Source organism: Marixanthomonas spongiae, assembly GCF_003095375.1.
Classification (GTDB): Bacteria; Bacteroidota; Bacteroidia; order Flavobacteriales; family Flavobacteriaceae; genus Marixanthomonas; species Marixanthomonas spongiae.
On record NZ_QEHR01000003.1, the window covers coordinates 357,936 to 377,993 of the forward strand.

The window sequence follows — 20,058 nt, forward strand, 5'->3', positions numbered from 1 at the left end:
TAGCCCTTTCAGAACAAAATTTCAGATTAACTTTTGATACAATTTTTCTGTGTAACAGATGCATTTTATCGATTAAAGTACATTTTCTTCTGTTTAAATACATATTTTGATTAGTTTTGATTTTAAATGTTAAATAATTAACAAAGAAAAATCAGTGCCTATTAAGCAACATTAGCCTTTGATTCTTTTATGTGAGATCTGCCTACGGCAGTTATCCCACTGTTTTACCTATAAATTGGAAATGGACAAGAGAAGAAATACCAGCCAAAAGATTTTGCTTACCTGCCTATTAAGTGTTATGGTAGGGGTGTCTGTTTATTCCCAAATTACCATATTGCCGCCTAATTTAGGTTTTTCGCAAGCCTGTGCTTCTGAGAGTTTTAACGTTTATGAATTTACTTTTTCGTTTTATCCAGTTCAAAATTTAGGGCCCAACAATGTGTTTATCGTGGAATTATCAGATGCTTCTGGTAATTTTTCAGCTCCTACAACCGTCGCAACGCTCAATAATACTGCTTCTCCGGTTTCAGGCGATTTTGCATTGCCCACCGATACCGGAGGCGAAAATTACAGGATTAGGATACGAAGCACCGATCCCGTTCAAGTAAGCGATCCCAGTAGTTATTTTTCGGCTTATTACGCCATTCACAACCAGCCTTATTCCATAAACAATTACAACAGCCAAGTAAATATTTGCGAAGGCGAAACATTTTTGTTGGAAATAGACGATACCGGCACGCCAGCTTCTCCTCTTTACTATCCGTTTCTTACTTATGTATGGTACAAGGATTTTATTGAAATACCGAACGAAAACGGTCCTACCCTTTTGGTATCAGAGCCTGGTGATTATTATTCCATCGTAGATTATGGTTCTTGTGTGATGAACTCCTATTCCAATATTGTTTCCGTAGGGGTGGCGACCAGTATCAACCCCACGATAAGCACCGACGATGGAAACACCACCATTTGCCTGCCGCAATCCAAAACTTTAATTAGCGACTACCAGTCTGCCACTTACGATTATACTTGGTATAAAGACGGTGTGGCCATTGCCAACAGCAATGCACCCACCTACGATGCCACTGAAGCAGGAAGCTATTTTGTTGAAATAGACGACTCAGGTTGTTTGTTCACCTCAAACAGTATTGTTTTGGATGTGGACGATTATCAAGTGTCGCTGGATCCCGATCAAGATGAAATGTTACTGCCCGGAGAAACGGTAACGCTCACGGCAACCACTACCGCCCAAACCTATACTGTGCAATGGTATAAAGACGAAATAGTCCTTACTGGTGAAACCCAAATGCAATTGACCGTTTCTCAGCCTGGTACTTACAAAGTTGTTGTTTCGCAAACCGTCCCCTGTACTACAGAAAAAGAAGCCAGCGTCACCATTGTGTTCCCAGATTATTTTAACCTGGCCGTTGATACCGATGCTTTTTACACCCCGTGCAACAGTGTAAGTACCAACCTTCAAATCACTCAATTTGAAGCGGTTTCAGCTATTGAAACAAGGAATCTTTTAGGGACATCGCCCAATTTTGATTATCAATGGTTCAAGGATGGCAATCCCGTTTCGGGCGCGACAGGCAATTCATACAACGTTTCTGGAGCTTCGGAAAATGGAACGTATAATCTGGAGGTCGCTGTTCCCAATTTTGGCACCGTACCTTCCAACCCCGTTCCCGTCAATTTAGGAATAGGAGCAGTGACTATTTCAAGTCAAGGACCGCTTTGCGAAGGGCAATCCACCAGTTTAACGACCAATATCAGTGACGCGCAATACAATTACCAATGGTTTAAGGACGGCAACCCCATTTCGGGCGCGGTTTCAGAAACATTTACGGCAACCGAAGAAGGTAGCTATCACTTAGAAGTTGAAAGCGGTACGTGCACCCAATCATCTAATACTTTGATATTGGAGTACGGCCAAATTACGGTTTCGAGTTCCAATCCCTCTCTCGATGTACTCATTCCAGGACAAACCAAGCAGTTGGTGGTAACCACTGATGCATTTCAGCCCACCTTTACTTGGTACAGAAACAATATAGTGATAAACGGTGCCACATCAAACGTTTACGAAGCCGATGAAGACGGCGACTATAAAGTTGTGGTCACCCAAACCGGAGCTTGTAACATTTCAGAAGAACTTACCCTTTCCTTAGAATATCCATTAAGCTTCACTATAGGCATAAGTCCATCGTTTGACTATGTAGCATGTTCCAGCACAGCGACCAATCTTATTATAACCGAATTCATTGCCCAGACCAACAGTGGGGACATTGACATTTTAAACAACGATTATGGTTATGGTTACCAATGGTTAAAAGACGGATTGCCTATCAGTGGTGCAACAACTACCAGTTATAACGTTAGCGATGCCCAAGATAACGGAATTTACACCTTGGAAGTTACTATTCCCAGTTTTGGCGCGGTTCCTTCAAACAATGTTACTGTTAATTTAGGTTTAGGGCCTGTAACCATTGAAAACCAAACGCCATTATGTCCCGGGGAACCTACTATAATTACCAGTAATATTACCGGTACTATGTACACTTATCAATGGTTTAAAGACGGCAACCCTATCTCGGGCGCGGTTTCAGAAACATATACGGCAACCGAAGAAGGCAACTATCTTTTAGAAATCGACCATGGCAGTTGCTCGGTACAGTCCAATGAACTTACACTGGCCTATGGCGATATTTCCATCAACAGCATAACCCCAGAGAACAATCTCTTGTTGCCAGGCGAAACAAAGACCGTACAGGTTAGCACCAATGCCCAACAGCCCACTTTTGCTTGGTATAAAGATGGCGTTGCCATCCCTAATGCTACTGCTTCTTCACTAGCGGTAACAGCAGCTGGTGTTTATAAGGTCGTCGTTACTCAGACCGAAGGGTGCATTGTGGAAGCAGAGAAAGAATTTACTTTCAACAGTCCAACGGGATATAACATTACCATAGAAAAAGATCCTAATTATGACGAATGTACCAGTGAGAGCTTAAATATCTATTTATTGGTGTTTGAAGCCGTCACGCCCAATGGAACCATAGACGTTTTGAACAATCCGAACATTCAATACACCGCCCAATGGTACAGAGATGAAACCGCAGTAACCAATGCCACTGAAACCAGCATAACCCTCAACAATCCCTCCCAAAATGGATTGTATAAGCTGTTGTTGGACATTGTTGATTTTGGTACGGTAGCATCCAATGAAGTGAATGCTAACTTAGCCAATAACACACCGTTGGTAATTACCTCAAATGGGCTGTTGTGCGAAAACAACCCACAGGTGGATATCAATAGTTCGATTGTGGAACCCTCCTACTCCTACTCTTGGTTCAAGGACGGCGTTTTAATCGAAACAAACAACCAAGCCACAATTACCGTTACCACCGAAGGAAGTTACTCATTGACCATAGATACGGGCAACTGCTCAAAAGAATCGAATGTCTTGGTTATCGAAGAAGCTTCCATTGCCATTGAAAACGACGTTCCATTATCGTCCACGCTCATTCCTGGAGCCACTACGCAACTTTCGGTAAGCACCAATGCCATCCAACCAAATTACAACTGGTACAAGGATAATGTATTGATCACCGGTGAAACAACAAATAGTTTGACCATAGATCAAGCTGGGGAGTATAAAGTAGTGGTTACCCAAACAATAGGGTGTGTTATGGAAGAAGAACTGAGTTTTACGGTACAATATCCCGAAAATTTCACTCTTGTAATTACGCCCGATGAAACGTACCGTGCCTGCCAAAGCACCGCAACTGTGCTTTCTGTTTTCGAATTTTATGCCGAAACCCCAGAAGGCACTATCGATTTATTGAACAACCCGTATCGCTATGATTTTCAGTGGTACAAAAATGCAACACCAATCGCTGGAGCAACGGACATGTCGTTGGCCGTAGTTGATTATACCGAAAACGGTGAATATTACGTAACGGTGGAAATCCCCGACTACAGTACGGTTTCTTCAAACAAATTAAACATCACCTTGGCTTTTATTGACGCAGTTACCATTGAATCGGAAGGAATTTTATGTGAATCGAACGCTGAAGTACTCCTGTATTCTAATGTATCCAATACAGACTACGAGTACAAGTGGTATGCGGACAACAATTCCACAGTGCTTGGCACACAACCTGAGTTAACGGTAACCGAGGAAGGGACCTACTACTTGACCGTAGCTTATAACGGATGCGAAATCACATCAAACACTTTGACCGTAACCAGCTTGGACAGCAGTGTGGTAACACTGGATCATCCCGAAACCATTGAGCTGTTAGAAGGTACAACGATAACGGTAACCGCAGCGGGTGCCGATAGTTACACGTGGTATTTTAACAATGAAATAGTCAGCACCACGGCCGAAATTGAAATTTCCGGTCCAGGCATTTACCTACTGGTTGCCTTGGTGGGTAATTGCGAGGTTACCAAAGAGATTACAGTTACTGAAATTGAAAACAAAACGGTGGCCATACCCAACGTAATAACCCTAAACGGAGATGGTATAAATGATCACTGGGCACTGCCAAAAAAGTATGTAGGAAAAGAAAATGTCGATGTCATTATTTACGGTCCCGATGGAACGGTTGTCTTCAGGGATCAAAATTACCAAAACACTTGGCCGGACAGTTCTTTTGGTTTTTCACCAAAACAACCGGTTTACTATTACACCATTTTGGAGGATAATGTAATAACCAAAAAAGGAACCATAACCATTATTAAGTAAGTTATGATACGCAACTACTTTGTATTACTTACCGGATTTTTATGTGTAATGGCTTTTAATCATTTAAAAGCACAGGAAAGCCCTGTGTTAAGTTTTAACATCCCTTCGCAAAACAACATTAAGTTCAACCGTTTTTTACAAAACCCTACGTATTCACTGGTAGAAGAAAACAACACCTTTATCTCGGTCTATCACAGAAACCAATGGATACAGTTTAAAGATTCCCCTAGCGCGTATTTGTTGAGTTATTCGGGGGCATTTGGCGAAAACACCGGGATGGGCATTGGCATTTACCAACAAAACCTTGGGATTATAACCAGTTTTGGCGCAACGGGCAATTATGCTTACCGCATTGGTTTAACGCGTGATATCGATTTAACCTTAGGGTTCAACCTGGCGTATTACAATAGTGGGGTGGACAACAACAGGGCGGTAACTTCACAAGACGACCCCTTGTTGCTCGAATTTGAAAAAACCTCCTTGATGGCTATAAAACCGGGCATCAACATCAGTTATAAAAACCTGCATCTGGGCGTTTTTGCCGAAAATTTAGTCGATTACAATTTCAAGACCAATAAACTGGCTTCAGAATACATAGACCGAAGTTATGCGGCACAGCTCATGTACGTGCACGATTTTCAATCTGGTGTGGGCTTATTTGAAAACAGTAAACTGCGCCTCGCCGCGAATGGAAGCATGACTGAAACATTCGGCTTAGGATTGGGCGGTTCCATCTTGGTCGATTTTCCCCAAATGGGCTGGTTAAAAACAGGAGTTGACGACTATTATGGGGTAGGTGCCGGTTTCGGGATTCACTTAAGCAAACGCCTGTCTATAGGCTACACCTACGAACGTACCATAAAAGAAGGCTTGGTAAACTTGGGCCCCACCCACGAAGTCAATTTGGTTTTTGCCATTGGAAAAAAGAGAAGTGCCGGGGTTTTCAATGACGCCTTGGTAAAACGCAGACAGAAAAAAAGGCTCGAAGCCAATACCATGAGCATTGCCGAACGGGATGGCTTGAACACCAATGGAGAAGATGAAGCTTATCAGATTTCAGAAAACCGAACAAACGAGAACGTTCAACAACAAGGCGAACAATATGCAAGTATCCGTAATGCCACTGAAAAGGGAATGCCTAAAACCGTTCCCAATACTGTTTCCAGCAAAGAACTTTTAGGCAGAAGCAACCGCTTAGAACGCGAACGCCGAAATAGGATGAACAGGATCGCCCGCCTTCAACTGGAATTGGACCACGAAAACCAATACCTCCTTAAGCTATTGGAACGGGAAGATGCCCAAATGGCCAGCCGCAAGAACCAGCTGGAAGAACAGATACAGAATTTGAAACAATATGCACAACGTGAAAATCAGGTTAACGCCATAAAAAGCGAAGATATAGAAACCATCATTCTTCGGTCGGCAGATCCAGTAGAGAACAAAATTGCTATGCCCAAGACCGCTGAGGAATTAAAACATGCTGAAAACGGCTATTATTTAGTGCAAGAACCGGTAAACGCATTGACCGAAGAAGATTTTGTGTCCGTGGACCGTTTCGATCTATTGCCAGATGCAGTACGGGCCTATAATGTGCGGTACGCCAATGGAGCTGAAGAAGGCCTTTACATTATCCACGTGGACAATCCCGAACAGCTTTCCAAAACTTCTGATAACCGAAATACAAATTCGAATACCCGTTCAACCACATCAGAAACAGCCCATAAAGAAGCTTTGGCCAGCAACGAGGTGCAAAACAATAACAGTGTTGCCAGACAAGCTGTTTCAGAAAAAAAGAACAAAAAACCTGAACCTAAACCCAAGAAACAAACCAAAACCAAGAAAAATGAAAAAAATAATGAAATAAACCATCCGCAAAGACGCAGGATAAACCTGAACAGTCCCGATGTTTCCACTGGCTTTTACATTATCGCCAATGTATTTTCAGAACATTCCAACGCCGAAAAATTTATGGCGACCTTGAGAACAAAAGGCCTTAGGCCCAATTCGTTCATAAACCCCAAAAATAATTACAAGTATGTATATCTGCGATATTTTTCCCACTGGGAGGATGCTCTCGAGTGTTACAACTCCAAAGTAGAGGGATTGTACCAGGGCCCAATATGGATTCTTGATAATTACACCGAATAAACGATAACAAACCCAAATACCTGAACACCCCAATACCCCAAAACCTACGATTATGACAACATCTAACTACCTGCACGCTTTAATTATCTTGGTATTTTCTCTCATTGCGCTGGAAAGTACCGCTCAGAATTATGAGCCGTTTACGCCTACCTACGACAACAACATTAAGGGCGACATCATGCTCATTGGAAACAACATTTTAAATAGGGATACCAACAGTGCCGACCCCAATGACCCTTACAATGGCACCAACAATTACAATTCAGATTTCGATATGCAGTATATCGATATTGATGGCGATCCCACTACGTTTAGTTCAAGCAGTGCAGTATTGGAAGCCCCAAGCAGTTGCTATAATATAGTATATGCCGGACTGTACTGGGGTGCTATTTACCAAGAGAGTGATAGAAGCCCTATTACAAACATTAAATTAAAAATGCCAGAAGGAGGCTACCACGATCTAACGGGAGAAGTGGTTTACGATGCTTACGGCAATCCTATTGGTGGTGACAACTCCACTCCTTACGCCTGTTATGCAGATGTTACCAGTTTAGTGCAGAGCTTATCTGATCCCGCAGGAACATATACCGTTGGTAACGTAACTTCAAGTTTAGGCTATCACGGCGGTACGGGGTTATCAAGTGGATGGAGCTTGTTTGTGGTGTATGAAGACCCGCTGCTTCCGGGCAAAGCCATCGTTTCGTTCGATGGGTTCAGTGCCATTGGCGGTGCAACCACTTTAGATGTCCCCGTAGCAGGTTTTAGGACGATTCCTGTGGGGCCGGTACGGGCCAAGTTTGCCTTTTCGGCCTTGGAGGGTGATTTCAAAATTAAAGGGGATTACTTAAGGATTAACGGTAACACGATGAGCACGCCTCAACGGGCAACCAATAATTTCTTCAACAGTAAGGTTACCACTTTAAATGGTAATTATACCAACCGCACCCCCAACAGCGGGAATACCTTAGGGTTTGATGCCGGTATTTTGAACGTGCCCAATCCGGGGAACAGCGTCATAGCAAATGGCGACACTTCGGCAACAATCAGGCTGGGAAGTACCCAAGATGTGTATTTCTACTATTTTAATGCTTTTGCCGTAGATATCATTCAACCAGATATATTGCTCACCAAAAATGTGGAAAATACCGCTGGGGTAAACATCAACAACGGCAATGTAACTTTAGGACAGGAGTTGGATTATGTAATTGGGTTCCAAAACTTAGGGAACGACGATGCCATCGACTTTTCCATACGGGATGTTTTGCCCATTAACGTCAATTATCAATCTGTGGATGTTTCCAATGCCCCTGGGGTAACCTATACGTATGACCCGGTTAACTTTGAATTGAATTTTGATGTTCCAGATAATTTAGTGGAAGAAGGCGATCCCGCTTATGAAATAAGGATCCGCGTAAAAGTCATAGAAGACTGTAACCAACTTAGGGATGCGTGTTCCAATGTCATTCAAAATTTAGCCTATGCCACATATAGCAGTGAGACCGCCGGAAATGTAGTTGCCAATGGCGATCCCAGTGTTTCGGGCACCAATGGCTGTGGAACTACAGTCCCCGGTTCTACAAACTTTTTGGTAAACGTGGACGGCTGTACCTTTGAACGGGACGAAGTACTCTGTGGCAGTGAGATCACCCTTACCGCCGGAAACGGTTACATAGACTATAAATGGTACGAAGGTGACGAAACCACAGGTACATTGATAGGTACTACACAATCCATCACGGTTTCAAACCCTGGTTTATATACCTGTGTGGAAACAGCACCTGCTCCTTGTGTTTCAGTAGTTGAAACAGTAAATGTAACCTTGTTTGGCACCAATATCCCAAACCCGATACTCCCTTATGCCAATAATATTGTAACCTGCCCTACCAATGGCGAGGAACTGCCCGAACTCTTTTTATGCGGTGCCAACGATAGCAGGCTCATTGAAACCAATATTACCGATGCCACCAGCATTGTTTGGGAGAAATTGAACGAAGGAAGCTGTTCTGCCGCACCTCAAGATTGCCCAAATACCTCAGCTACCTGTACGTGGAATCAAGTTGGAACGGGCCCTAATTTTAACGTTGACCAAGCTGGACAATACCGTTTGCGGTTGAATTACCAGAACGGTTGTTTCAAGATATTTCATTTCAATGTGTATCAAAACCTATTTCAACCTACCGAGACCCACCGGGACATTATTTGCAACACCAATGGCGAAATACAGATAAACGGGGTGCCTTCCGGTTACGAGTTCAGTATCAACGGACCCGGAGGCCCTTATCAAGCGAGCAATATTTTCCCTATAACCACAGCAGGGGTCTATACCGTGCATATTAAACCGACTGGGGTACCTAACAACCCGTGTATCTTTACAGTACCTGATATCCCGATACGGGAACGTGATTTTTCCGTAGATGTCATTGCCGGCCAACCCCTTTGCGCTGGTGATAAAGGAAGCATTTCGGTACAAATGAACGATGTACGACCACAATATTACTATGAGCTGGTACAAGGGGGATCGGTCATAAACAGCGTAGGTCCTATTCCGCAAAGCGATTATACCTTTAACAACCTGAACGATGGTACGTATACCATAAACACGAGTACCGATGATGGATGTACCTATACTGAAGATATAACCATAACCTCACCAGACCCATTGACCGTAACGGCTGCCCTAACGCAACCGTTAACCTGTGAACCTGGTGAAATAACCATCTATCCCGTGGGCGGCACGGCTCCTTATTTCTATTATATCAATAGCACCACCGATTTTCAAACCGTACCGGAATATGAAGTGACCGCACCTGGGGTGTACAATATTACCGTTGTTGACAACAATAACTGTTCGGCCACTACACAAATTGAAGTGGAACAAACCCCAAACCCTGAATATACCATAACGCACACCGATGCATTATGCAACGGCTCCAATGATGGTACCATAACCATAAATACCACCAACAACCACGGCTATAGCATGGAGTATAGTATAGATGGTGGGATGACGTTCACAACAACCGGAACTTTTACAGGCTTGGCGCCGGGCAGCTACAATGTGGTAGTGCAGTACAGTTTGGGAGGCGCAGTTTGTACCGATACCGATACCGTAGAAATCCTTGAAGCGACACCTATTTCTGCAACAACCGAAATCGTACAGGATTATACTTGTTCCGATTTAGGGGTGATACAAACCATTAACGTTTCAGGAGGAACCCCTCCCTACCAGTATAGCCTAGACGGCACCAATTTTCAAACTTCCAACGTTTTTACAGGCCTCAGCAACGGTTCATACACCGTTACCGTAAAAGATGCGAATGGGTGTACGTTCACCACCAATACCGTGATTTTAGATGACCTAAACCCACCGACCGATCTAAGCTTTACCAGTACAGCCGTTACCTGCCCCAATGTCAACGCCGATGTAACCGTAACCACTACCGGCGGAAACGCTCCGTTTACGTATGAAATAGTCAGTCCCATTTCGGTAGTGAACGGTACAGATCCGGTTTTTACAAACTTGGCTCCGGGCACCTACACCTTTAAAGTTACCGACAGTAAAAACTGTAGTTACGAAGAGGCTTATACTATTGATGCCATTGACTTTATAAACGTAACAGGCCAAGTACAGAACAATGTGGATTGTTTTGGTTCTTCTACAGGAAACGGAACTTTTACCGTTACAGGATTTACTGCAAGTTACAGCTATTCCATTGATGGCAGTCCACTTGTTACCGGGCAAACAAACAATACCATCCCTTTAGGCAACGTGGCCGCCGGAACCTATACCATTAATGTAACCGATGAGACCACGCAATGTACCGCCACCACAACCCTAACCATCGAAGAACCGGACAGCGCACTGTTGGACGATGGAGCTACTGTAAGCCCCATTACCTGTGTTACCGATGGAAGTGTATTGATAAACGCCAGCGGTGGCTGGGGTTCTTACCAATACACCCTTACACAACCTGATGCTTCGGTTTTAGGGCCTCAAACCAATAATGACTTCAGTTCATTGATACAAACAGGAACCTATACCTACACCATTGAAGACCTAAGAGGCTGTACTGTTTCAGGTACGTTTAATCTCACGGCTCCCGATATACCCGTGGCAACGGTAGGCACGACCTCAGACTTGTGTTTTGATCCAACCAGTGGCGCTACCATTGTAGTAGATGCCACCAACGGGGTACCGCCTTATACCTATAGTTTAAATGGAGGGCCATTCCAGACCAACAATACTTTTACAGGGTTGACTCCAGGAAATTATACGGTTGAAGTAAGGGATTCGTATGGGTGTACTTCTGCAGCAGTCAGTGAAGTTATCGCACCGCAATTATTGGTCGATGCCGTATTGACCAAAGGGTTGGATTGTACCGTAAATCCGGATGCTGAAATAACAGCCACCATTACGGGCGGCACCCCTGCCTTTACCTATCAAGTTTCGTACAATAGTGGTGGCTATGGAGCACCAACTGCCGTAACCGGAAATTCGTTTACCTATACCACCCCAAATGATGGTACATACACATTTAGGATTACAGACGCCATTGGTTGTACGGTGGAGTCTTCAATCGTGACCGTAAATCCATTACCGGTTCTGGATTCACCGGCAGTAACGGTATCACAAGGTATTTCTTGTTTTGGAGATGAAACCGGAGCATTGGATATTGTGCCTTCAGGCGGCTTGCCCCCATATTCCATAAATGTGTTGAATACAACCACGGGCACCGATTATGGCAACCAAACAACAGGCTTGGCAGCAGGTAATTATGTTATCACGGTTACTGACGCCAATTCATGTACGCAAACCGCCACTATAACCATCACACAGCCTGATGAAATCAATTTCATATTGAATTTGGTTGATATCACCTGTGGCTCTGGTGGTACCTCCTTGGGAAGCATTGCTGTGCAAAATGTAACAGGCGGAACCCAAGAATACACCTATTACCTCAGTAATAATTTTGGATATTCAGCTAATTATACCACTACTGCCGGCGGTGAAGACCATACTTTCTTGAATTTAGAGTACGGTATTTACCAACTTGAAGTGATCGATGCCAATGGCTGTTCCAAATTACAGTCTAACATTATTATTGCATCACCACCAGATGATCTTGATATCGATGTTACTACCCTAACCACAGATTGTTCTACTGGAGGTACGGCAATTGTTACCGTAAATCCTATTATTCCAAGCAACAATTACGAATTTGGTATCGTTGATATGCCAGGGTTCCCTTATTCCAGCGCCTATCAACCTGCAGATACTGGCTTCCCAAGACAATCTACCTTTACCGGACTCACGCCAGGGGTTATTTATACTTTTGTGGTTCACGATTTGGACACCGACTGTTATTATTTTGAAACCGCTACTGCTCCCATCGATACGCCTTCAAATTTAACGGCTGTATTAGATACCATAAACAATGTAACGTGTACAGGTGCGGCAGATGGAAACGTAACCTTTACGATAGACAATTATGATGCAGGGGCAACAGCTGTTGATTATGAAATATTCAACAGCCTGAACAATACCACCACAGGAATTTCAGGAACCATTACCCCACTTTCCGGCGGACCTGAAACAGTTTCTAATGTAGGACCACTTGCACCTGGCAACTATTATCTTCTATTTAATGAAGTAGGCGGGACTTTCAACGGATGTTCGTCAACTTCTACCCCATTTGATATTATTGAATCGACCAATCAATTAGAATTGGACGTTTTAGTAACCAAAAATGATAATTGTAACCTTAATGCCGGTGTTATAACGGCAACCGGACAATACGGTACACCTCCGTATGAATTTCAGTTGAACAATGCAGGCGACCCAGCCCCTACCATTGCAACTTGGACAGGAGGGACTTCTAACGTATTTAACGTAGAAGGCGGCAATTACGAAGTGTATATAAAAGATGCTTTTGGCTGTATTGTTATGGAACCCATTTTCATGCCAACGGACACAAGCCCAGAAATAACCTTAGCACTAAACCCAAGTACCGTTTGTAACCCAGAAGGTACGTTTGAGGTAATCGTTACCCGAACAGCAGGACTGGGAATCGCCCCATACACCTACAGCGTAGACGGATCTGGCTTTACAACCTACGTGGAAGACGCTTTCAACAGTTTTGTGCTTTCCGGATTGAATTCCGGCACCCACACCGTTATCATCAAAGATGCCAATGGATGTGAATATACCGAAACCATCGACATTTTACCTCCGTTAAATGCTATAACAGCCACCAGTATTTCCACGACCCCCGACTGTGGTGTGTCCGATGGTATTATTGAAGTGCTCCCAAGCGGCGGTTCTGGTGATTACAGTTACGGCATTGCCCCATTTGTTGGAGGAATGACGCAGACCGGGAATCTGTTTGAAAATGTTCCTGCCGGAAGTTATGTGGTCACCGTTACCGATAACATAACAGGATGTACGTTTGATGTGAATGCGGTGCTGGAAGCTCCAAATCCACCAACCTTCAATACCGTACCTAGCGATGTAACCTGTAATGGTGGCAGCGATGGAAGTATTGAAGTCAATTTAACAGGATCGAACACAGACCCTGTTTATACCTATGAAATCAGTGCTCCAATAACGGTAGGCCCACAAACCACGAATGTATTCAGTGGATTAGCTGCTGGAACCTATACCGTAGCCGTAACCTCTGGAAGGAATTGTATCGCTACACAAGACGTAACCATTGGAGAACCTGCAGCGATTATCGTGCCCACCCCAACCGTTACCCAGTTTGAATGTAGCCCCGGAACAAACACGTCCAATAATGCTACCATTGCGGTTACCGGTGTAAGCGGAGGATCTGGCACTTTTGTAACTTACGAATTCATTAAAGGCGGTACCGTGCTCCAAACAGGCAGCAACAATACCTATATAGAATCTGATAGAACCGGAGGCACGTATACCATAAACGTATATGACACTAATGGTTGTGTGGGGACCACCACCGCGGTGATCAATCCATTTGTTGAACTTTCAGACCCATTGGTAACGGTTACCACGCCTTACACCTGTACTAATCTTGAAGAAATAACCGTAACGGTGAGTACTACTGGAGGAACACCAGGCACTCTGGAATATACGGTTTTAGGTTTGGGCGGCAACCCATATAACGTTACCCAAACATTACCCGATTTTACAGGATTGACCATAGGAAATTACCAAGTATTAGTTACCAATCTCGATACAGGTTGTGTAGTGGAAACCGTACATTCGGTTGAAGATCCAGATACGTTTATCATCGTCCCTTCATTGAACAACAACGTTACCTGTTTAGGGGCTTCCGATGGTAGTATTGATTTCACCTTTGTAGATCAAGACCTGAACCCAACCGATGATGCAGGGCCGTTTAACTATACGGTAACAGATAGCGGTGGTAGCACGGTAGCAACCGGCACTAGCCCCAACGCAGGCCCAATAACGGTAAATGGCTTGCCTGCAGGAACCTTTACCTTTACCGCTACACTTATCAACAACCCGTTCTGTACCGTTTCGGTTGACTTTGTTATCGAAGAACCCACAGCGGCATTGGCACTGAGTGTTGGAAACACCGATATTACGTGTATTGCAAGCAGCGATGACGGAACAATTACCGCAACGGCCAGCGATGGTTGGGGCGCTCCGTATGAGTATCAATTAGAATTGGGAGCGACCACTATTTCAGCTTGGTCTTCGGTAAATTACTTTACCAATCTTTCTGCCGGCACCTACACCGTTAGGGCACGGGACAGCAATGGATGTGTTGTTTCAGTAAACGAAACATTAACTAACCCTGTTCCTATTTCAGCAGATATATCTGCCATACCCAGCAGCTTGCCTTGTTATAACGATGCAAATGCCACCATCACCATAAGCAATGTTACTGGTGGTCAAGGCAATGGGTACCTGTACACCTTGATTGACAATACCACTGGAACAAGTTCTGGGCCACAGGCGAATGCTATGTTCACGAATATTCCTGCCGGTACTTATCACGCCGAAATAACCGATGGTTGGGGCTGTACCTTTACCACACCCGATGTTACCATTACCCAGCCGAATGAAGCGGCAACAGGAATTCTATCTATGGTATCGCCACCCAGCTGTGCCAACGATGCGGTTTTGCATATTGACGCATTTGGTGGAACCCCACCGTATGAGTACAGTGAAGACGGAGTAACATATGTGCCACTAACAGCTGGAAATGCCATTACGGTAGGTCCCGGAACGTATCAGTACTTTGTTCGCGATGCCAACGGTTGTGCGGCTACTGTAACCAATTCAATAGAAGTGTTGCCAGTATTGCCCGTGACCATCAATTTAGATCTTTCAGGAGCAGTTATTAGCTGTTTTGGAGGTGCGAATGCGTCCATTGTTGCAACGGCCAATAATGGCGTAGGCAATTATATGTATGAATTGATCGACGAACCTACCGGAACGGTAATCCAAGGACCGCAATCAAGTGGCACCTTTAACGACTTACCTTCGGGAACATACCGAGTAAATGTAACCAGTGGACCTGATTGTGCGGCATCTTCAAATGTGATCACTATTACAGATCCTGAAGCGTTGATTGCCGATTATTCCAAAAACAACATTAGTTGTTTTGGCCAACAAGATGGAAGCATTACCATAAACGCCAGTGGCGGAACCGGTGTTTTGCAATATGCCATCTCTCCAAATTTGGATCAATTTCAAGAAGAGGAGACCTTCTCTGGCCTTGGGGCAGGCACGTATGAAGTAATCGTGCAAGACCAAAATGGATGTTACGAAGTTTTTACCATCGAAATCATAGAACCCCCCTTACTGGAAGCCAGTTTAGGCCCTATCAATGATGAGTTGTGTTTAAATGAAGGCGATGGAAGCATAACCGTTGATATAACCGGAGGTTCAGGAAGTTACTTGATAAGCTTGGACAATACCAACTTTATCCCAGTAACCGGGAACCAGCACACGTTTACGGGCCTCCAAGGTGACACCTTCTATCAAATTTTTGTAGAAGACACCAACGGTTGTGCCATTAACCCGCCGCTAGAATACTATATGCCGCCAGCGGTTGAGGTCATTCCTTCGGTAAGTTTTGAGGAAGAATGCAATAACAATAATCCCATAACGATTGTAACCATAGACGTAAATCCTCAAGTAGAAAACGATGTTGAATACAGCTTAGACAATGTAAATTATACCCCAAATAACGTATTCAGCGGATTGGCCCCAGGCAATTACACTGCTTACGTAAGGCATACCAACGGTTGTACCGAAGAAATCGATTTTACCGTTGACCAGTTATTGCCTATCGATGCAACAGCACAAGTAACCCAAAACGTATTGTGTTTTGGGGAAGCTACAGGCGAAATTGAAGTTACGGCAACCAACGGGACGGCTCCTTTAGAATATGCCATTTCACCTAATTATGTCTTCGGAAGCAACAACACGTTCAGTAATTTACCTGCCGGTACCTATACGGTATTAGTGCGGGATGCTATTTCGTGTGAAGTAAGTATAGACAACCTCGTTATTACACAACCCGACGAAGCACTGAGCGCAACCGTGAACCCAACGGGCGAAACGTGCTTGGGTGCAAGCGATGGTAGCGTCGATATTACCGTATTGGGCGGTACAGCTCCTTACTTTACCAGTATTGATGGTATTAATTATACGCAAGACCAGTTTACCTACACTGGTCTTAACGGTGGGCAGCAGTACACGATGTATGTGAAGGATGTCAATGATTGTAACATCACTCCTATCAACTTTACCATTGATGTGGGCGTGGACATTCAGGCAAGTGCCGAGGTAGAAAACAATTGTAACAACAACCTGCCAGGCAATATTGTAACCGTTGAAGTAAACGCTAGTGTCATTGACGATGTTCAGTACAGTATAGACGGAATAAACTATACCCCCGCCAACACCTTTACCAATTTGGCGCCAGGCAATTATACCGCTTATGTACAACACACCAATGGCTGTATCGATACCGATGATTTTGTAATCGAAGCCTTGGACCCAATCGATGCAACTGCGGCAGTAACACAAGATGTACTGTGTTTTGGCGATGCAACAGGCGAGATTGAGGTAACCACCATTAGTGGTAGTGCTCCTTTTGAATATGCTATATCACCAGATTTCAACTTCGGAACAAATCCAGTTTTTAGCGGATTGGAAGCTGGTACGTACACTATATTGGTGCGGGATGCCCTTGGCTGTCAATTTACCATTGACAACAATGTAATCAGCCAGCCCGACGAAGCATTGAGCGCAAGCGTCAACCCAACGGGCGAGACGTGCTTGGGTGCAAGCGATGGTAGCGTCGATATTACCGTATTGGGCGGTACAGCCCCCTATTTTACAAGTATCGACGGCATTAATTATACGCAAGACCAGTTTACCTATACCGGCTTAGCTGGCGGGCAACAGTACACCCTGTATGTAAAAGATGCCAACAACTGTAATATGGAGCCTGTAAACTTCACGATCGATCCAGGGGTAGAAATTATGGCCGACGTAGATGTAGCCTACACCTGTACCAGCAATGTTACCGGAAATACCGTGACCATCAATGTGGACAACAGTGTGGTTAATGAAGTGGAGTACAGTATCAACGGTACCGATTATTTTGCTTCAGACACATTCTATAATTTACTGCCGGGCAACTATACTGCCTACGTATTGCACAACAACGGTTGTATTGATACTGAAGATTTTGTAATTGACAGCCTGCAACCGGTTACTGCCACGGTAACATCAGAAAATGTGCTGTGTAACGGCGATGCAAGCGGAAGTATTGAAGTTGAAGGCTTTGGAGGATTGAACAATTTCACCTATGGAATTTCACCAGACTTCAACATGACCCCAAACAACCAATTCACAAATTTAACTGCTGGAACCTATACCGTAAGGGCCATGGACGAAACGGGATGTTATGCAGAAGAAACGGTAACCATTGAGGAACCCACTGCAATTGACGCCACCGTGGTAGCGGTTTTCCAAGAAATTTGTGTTGATGACGATAACGGTGCTATCGAAATTGCCGTTTCAGGAGGAACCCCACCGTATGCAACGAGTTTAAACGATGAATCCAATTACGTCTCAGACCGTTTTACTTTTAACAATTTAGACGGCGGGCAAACCTATACCATTTTCATTCAGGATGCCAATGGATGTGTAAGCACATTAGACGTAACCTTGGAAGATCCTGTGGACATAGATGCAGTTGCTGCTGTGGATTACAGCTGTACCGAAAATATGGTGACGGTAACGGTAGATTCTTCGGTTGTAGATGACGTTACCTATCATTTGGACGGAGGTGCGGGACAGACCGATAATGTGTTCACTAACCTTTCAGCAGGCGAACACACCATCGATGTCATCCATCCGTCTGGCTGTTTCGATTCTGTTACGTTCACTATTGAGGAAATCGAACCTCTTGCTATAGATATTGAAGAAACAGACCTAAACCAAATTACGGTATTGGTAACCGGTGGTTCTGGTGTGTACACGTATTTCTTTAATGATGAAGACTACGGAAGCAATAATGTATATACCTATTATCAAGATGAAACCATCACCGTTCGGGTAATCGATGAAAACGGTTGTGAAATCGAAAGTGCGATTGAAGTGGTGTTTATAGACATTACCATCCCCAATGCGTTCACGCCCGATGGGACCAGCACCAATGATACCTGGACACCTCAAAACACCGAGAACTATCCAAACATCAAAACGTCCATTTATGACAGGCATGGACGTGAAGTTGCGGTGTTGCGGCAAGGTGAAGCTTGGGATGGAACCTATAACAACCGGCACTTGCCAACCGGCGATTATTGGTATATCATACAGCTTGGAAGCGCAGCGGACAACCGAGAGTTCGTTGGCCATTTTACCCTTTACAGATAAACAAAAACCTCCACAACGGTTCCCCAAAAACCGTTGTGGAGTAATAACATATCCCCAAAAAACCTACTATTATGAAACTATTTTACGTAACCGCAGTATTGCTTTTAGTGCTTTTTCAAGTAAAAGCGCAAGAACTTACCATCCCCACTTACACTCAGTATCTAGCCGATAACCCTTTTGTCATTTCCCCAGCCTATGCAGGTATTGGAGACCATGTAAAAGTTAGGGTAAACGGCCTTACCCAATGGGTGGGCATCAAGGACGCACCCGATATGCAGTCGTTGGTGGCAGACACCCGTCTTGGCCAACGCTCTGGCCTGGGTATGTTTTTATACAATGACAGCAATGGGTTTACCAAACAAAAGGGAGCTAAAATATCGTACGCCCACCATTTGATACTGAGCCGTCATCCCGATCAGTTTTTGTCTTTTGGTCTATCCTACAACCTCAACCAATTCAGGATAGAGACCGAAAACTTTAACATTGATGATCCTTCTGTGGAAAATGACCGGAAATTGACCAACCATAATTTTGACGTGGCCGCGCTGTACCGATTTGAAGACTTTTATTTCAGCTTTAATGCCAACAACATTTTACCCAAAAAGGAAGACGATTTTGGACGCAACGAGCCCTTAAAGCTTAGAAACTATCAAGTTTATACCGGTTATGTATTTAAACAAGGCCGACAGGACAGTTTTGAAATTGAACCGTCCGCCTATATTCAATATTTTGAAAGTGACAACCGTTCCACGACCGACTTAAACTTAAAATTCAGGTTTATGGACTACGAGGACTACTATTGGGCAGGCTTGAGCTATCGTTTTTTAAATGATCAAGCAGCAGAGCCGTTGAACATTAGCCCTATGGTTGGGTTAAAAAAGTCCAACTTTTATTTTGCCTATTCGTATCAGGTTATCACCAACGAGCTTACCAACAACAACAGTGGAACACACATGGTAACCTTAGGCCTGAACATTTTTCAAGGTATTAGCAACTGTGCCTGTACCCTATAAAACAAAGCTGAAAAATTAGACCCTTAGAAAATTTAAAATACGCGTCTTAGATTTTACAAATTAAGTATATTTGCACTCCGTTAAGTAAGCACCTTTCCTAAAGCCCAGGTGCTGGAACTGGTAGACAGGCATGGTTGAGGGCCATGTGTCCATTAGGGCGTATGGGTTCGACTCCCATCCTGGGCACTTTCTTAATTTTTCACAGGTTTTTCTATACTGTTCAGCAAATTTCCTTTCAAATTAAACAAAAT

4 protein-coding genes and 1 tRNA gene are annotated in these 20,058 nt (G+C 44.0%); all 5 read left to right on the top strand.

Annotated elements, in window-relative coordinates:
• Positions 1-241: 241 nt before the first annotated feature.
• The 5 genes from DDV96_RS06325 (at position 242) to DDV96_RS06345 (ending at position 19,993) form a co-directional block, all read left to right on the top strand.
• The gene (locus DDV96_RS06325) at positions 242-4,744 is read left to right on the top strand and encodes a T9SS type B sorting domain-containing protein (RefSeq protein ID WP_116693908.1); all 4,503 of its coding nucleotides are present in this window, start codon (positions 242-244) and stop codon (positions 4,742-4,744) included.
• Positions 4,745-4,747: 3 nt separating this feature from the next.
• Positions 4,748-6,892, top strand: coding sequence for a PorP/SprF family type IX secretion system membrane protein (locus tag DDV96_RS06330; RefSeq protein ID WP_116693909.1), 2,145 nt, complete (start codon positions 4,748-4,750; stop codon positions 6,890-6,892).
• Positions 6,893-6,944: 52 nt separating this feature from the next.
• Positions 6,945-18,794, top strand: a complete 11,850-nt coding sequence (locus DDV96_RS06335; protein ID WP_116693910.1) for a T9SS type B sorting domain-containing protein — start codon at positions 6,945-6,947, stop codon at positions 18,792-18,794.
• A 71-nt stretch (positions 18,795-18,865) separates the two neighbouring features.
• Entirely contained in the window at positions 18,866-19,807 is a 942-nt protein-coding gene (locus DDV96_RS06340) for a PorP/SprF family type IX secretion system membrane protein (protein WP_116693911.1), read from the top strand.
• A gap of 102 nt (positions 19,808-19,909) precedes the next feature.
• Positions 19,910-19,993, top strand: a tRNA-Leu gene (locus DDV96_RS06345).
• Positions 19,994-20,058: the final 65 nt, after the last annotated feature.

Coding starts and splice junctions, on each gene's coding strand:
- DDV96_RS06335 (WP_116693910.1), top strand. CDS start 6,945: ATGACAACATCTAACTACCTGCACGCTTTAATTATCTTGGTATTTTCT.
- DDV96_RS06325 (WP_116693908.1), top strand. CDS start 242: ATGGACAAGAGAAGAAATACCAGCCAAAAGATTTTGCTTACCTGCCTA.
- DDV96_RS06340 (WP_116693911.1), top strand. CDS start 18,866: ATGAAACTATTTTACGTAACCGCAGTATTGCTTTTAGTGCTTTTTCAA.
- DDV96_RS06330 (WP_116693909.1), top strand. CDS start 4,748: ATGATACGCAACTACTTTGTATTACTTACCGGATTTTTATGTGTAATG.